Consider the following 3411-nt stretch of genomic DNA (forward strand, 5'->3'; position numbering starts at 1 on the left):
AGCCTCGGTGCGCTTCCCGGTCCTCCCGGAGCTTCTTGTCGTTGTAGCGCAGCGCCTTGAGGTACGAGTCCAACCGCCGCGCGTACGCCTTGCCGAAGTGCCCGCTCACCACCTCGTCCATCTCGGCAAGCGCCTCGCCCACGTCCGCGCCGGATGGTAGGTCAAGCTCGATGCTCACGCTGCCCACCTCGAACGTGTTGTACGCGACGGGCGTGAACGTCACCCGCCCGGTCTCCACTCGCAACCGCACCCCGGTCGCGGTCTGCATCACCTTCGCCTTGACCCTCGGTTCCAGCTTGTCACCCATTGCATCCTCCGTTGTGAATAATGCGCTAGCCGAATAGCCGCGCCGCCCGCTGCGCATCCTCCACGTACTGCTTGGCGGACGTCCACCCGTCGCCCGCGAGCACGCTGACGTTGTTGTTCCACTGCATCAGATTGCGTAGCGTCTTGAGTCCGAATATGCGGTGGTCCCACACGTAGTAGAGCACCGCGCTCGTGCTGCCCGCGCGGTTTGCGCGGCACATGCGCCCGCGCACCTGCCCGAACATCTGGCGATTGTTGTTCACCGGGGTTGCCATCACCCCACGGCTCACGGCGGGCACGTCTATCGCTTGCCCGATTGCCTGGAACGTACCGATGCCGACCCGCAGCGTGCCGCCCTTGAGCCCAGCCTTCGTCTCGTCGAAGGCGTGGCTCCACTCCGCCCCGCCCAGCATCAGGCCGCTCTTGATCTCTTGCTTGACGCACGCTTGGTCGATGAGCTGGCAGTGGTCGACCCGGTGGCTGAACACCATCACGCCGCCCTCGTCCGCCGCCATCTTCACCACCCGAGCAACCAACTCGTTGCGCACCGGGTCCGCACACATCTGGTCGAGCAGCACCTTGTGGTTGTGCAGGTTCGGGTTCGGCGTGCCGTCCTCCAAGAACTCGTCGTGGTACCAGTCGGCCGCAAACTCGCTCGGCACCACGCGCACGTCCACGTCGAGGATGAATCCCATGTCCACCAGACCGTCGCGCTCGATGTCCACGGCAACCTCGCCGAACTCGTCGTAGATGAGGAACTCCTTGTTGTCGGCGCGGGTCTCATCAGCGCTAAACCCCAAGCGGTAGCGGCAGCGGAACGGGTCCACCGCGCCGATGAACGTGCGCGCGGCAAAGCGTTGCAACTCGTCACACACCAGCACGCCGAAGTAGCCGATGAGCTGCTGCGCCTCCATCTCGCCCTTCTGGAAGATGCTGTACACCGACTGCTGCATTGCGACCGTGATGGGCTTGAGTGCGAACTTGCGCCCGAGCCCGACGACCCCAACCTCGCGCCGCGGTATCCGCAGCTCCTGCTCGATGCGCTCCACCCATTGCTTGAGCAGCGCGCCGGTCCACACCATCACGAGCGCCGTGCGTCCGATCTTGCTGATGGCGGCGATTGCCATGGACGTCTTTCCCGATCCTGTTGGGCTGCGCACCACGCAGTTCTGTTTCGCTATCAGGTCATCCACTGCTGCAACCTGGAACGCCGACAGCTTCCCCCCGTCCGGGAAATTGTGCGGTGGGAAGGCGTGTGTGGTTCCGTCGCACACCCGAACGTCGTAGTGGAACCGCACCCCGGCTTCCTCCAATAGCGCCCGCAGCTTGCGCGCCCCACCGCGCGGCACGCTCATCTCACCGCCGCGAAGCTGCCACGTCTGGTAGAAGCGCGGCACCTTGCCTGCCCAGTAGCCGAGCGCTTGGAGCTTGCCGTACTCCGGGTTGACGTGAGTGAACTGCTCCTTGAGCGCGTCGATTACCCACCCGGGCACATCGGCGGCGGCAAACCGCAATCGGTTGTCCACCACCACCCGCAACGATCCGTTGTTCTCCATGGCACAATAATGCGCGGCGCGTTAACCCGGGTTAACGCGGGAAGGAAAACCAGCATGGACTCCCTCGGTATCGACATCTGCCTGACGGCGTTCTCGTGCTCGGGCTCGGCCCCGTGCTCACTCTGGGCTCACGAGTACTTCAACGAAATGCCGCGCGTCGTGTGGGTGCCAGGAACGAACAGCACGCAGTTCGAGGCAGTAGGTACGGACGCGGGCCGCGACTTGGTTGGATGGGCTGCGCAGCGCGCCAAGTGCGAGACGCGCGACGTGCGCCGCATCGCGGTGGTCACGTTCAGCGCGGGGTGGGGGTTCGTCCACCGCTTGCTGAACTCGCCTGCGCGCCAGCACATCGACTCGATCATCCTGCTCGACGGCATGCACACCAACGACCTGACCGCCGCCAAGCTGTTCGCGGCGGACGCGGCGAACAAGCGGACGTGGCTCTGCATGGCGCACAGCCAGATCAAGCCACCGTTCGTCAGCACCTCCATCACCAACCGCGAGGTGATGCGCGGCGCTTACGCGACCGGCGTGCAGGGCTGCGAGCTTGCACCCGACTACGTGACGAGCGCCGTGCTTGACAAGCCGGTCACGCTCGGAAACCAGTACGGGCGGCGCACGTTCGACCGCGACCCGCTCGTCGAGCAGGACAACGTGGGTGATGCGTGGCGGCTTGAGTACGAAGGGGACAACGCCGCAATTCACATCTACATCGCACAATTCACTCAGCCGAAATTGTGGAGGTGGCTTGGGGAGCGGTGGGCGGACCCAACGCGCGGCAACCGCGTCCCGACGCCATAGCTTCGCGCATTATGTGGGTATGAACAAGCCCACTCGAATCAAGGACAAGCTCATTACTTGTGACGCCACGAACAACCCACCTACCACCGTGGACCAAGTGCTGAACGTAGACGTTCGGATTCAATTCGTTGACCAATTCTTGGAGCATTTCGTCCTACGCTTGCCCATTCCGCTGGCTGCGCTCCGGGACGGCAAGTTGAGAACCGTTGATGTTCAAAGCATCAGCAGCGTTGGGTTCGCGTAGCCATGTACTGGTTCACCGCCGACGAGCACTACGACCACAACTGCATCATCACGATGGAGGAGCGCCCGTTCATGGATACGGGCGTTATGGCGCACGAGCTGGTCAGGCGGCACAACGAGGTAGTCGAACCGGGGGACGTGACCTATCACCTCGGCGACTTCCAGTGGGGGACCAAGCGGTCGCGCATCGAGGAGCTACTGCGCTCGATGAACGGCACTCACATCCTGGTCGCCGGAAACCACGATGCGTGCAGCGACGTTCACCACAAGTACGCGCGCGAGGTGCGACGCTACGCGCGTGCGGGGTTCTCAGGGGTACACCAGTGGCTCGTGCTCAACCTGGAAGGTATCGGGCGCACGCTGCTGACCCACCTCCCCGCGCTTGAGACGCTCAACGCGCAGGAGGACCAACGCTACCTCGACCACCGCCCGATCATGGACGGCTACGACGCGCAGCTCTGCGGGCACTGCCACCGCCGCTGGGTCCGCCGCGGCAACAGCATCA

At 64.1% G+C, this 3411-nt stretch carries 4 protein-coding genes; 2 read left to right on the top strand and 2 right to left on the bottom strand.

Annotated features, from left to right (window positions below; translation table 11 throughout):
• The coding region (locus WC683_20315) for a hypothetical protein (protein MFA4974955.1) at window positions 1–307 on the bottom strand (307 nt) is incomplete at its 3' end.
• 25 nt (window positions 308–332) lie between these two features.
• On the bottom strand, window positions 333–1862 hold the full coding sequence (locus tag WC683_20320) for a DEAD/DEAH box helicase family protein (GenBank protein MFA4974956.1): 1530 nt from the start codon (window positions 1860–1862) through the stop codon (window positions 333–335).
• Window positions 1863–1916: 54 nt separating this feature from the next.
• On the opposite strand from WC683_20320, the gene WC683_20325 reads away from it, so the two are divergent.
• On the top strand, window positions 1917–2663 hold the full coding sequence (locus WC683_20325) for a hypothetical protein (GenBank protein ID MFA4974957.1): 747 nt from the start codon (window positions 1917–1919) through the stop codon (window positions 2661–2663).
• Window positions 2664–2909: 246 nt separating this feature from the next.
• Window positions 2910–3411, top strand: a 502-nt coding sequence (locus WC683_20330) for a hypothetical protein (protein MFA4974958.1), incomplete at its 3' end; no start/stop codon positions are given.

This window comes from bacterium, assembly GCA_041648665.1.
GTDB lineage: Bacteria > UBA10199 > UBA10199 > 2-02-FULL-44-16 > JAAZCA01 > JAFGMW01.

Coding starts and splice junctions, on each gene's coding strand:
- WC683_20325 (MFA4974957.1), top strand. CDS start 1,917: ATGGACTCCCTCGGTATCGACATCTGCCTGACGGCGTTCTCGTGCTCG.
- WC683_20320 (MFA4974956.1), bottom strand. CDS start 1,862: ATGGAGAACAACGGATCGTTGCGGGTGGTGGTGGACAACCGATTGCGG.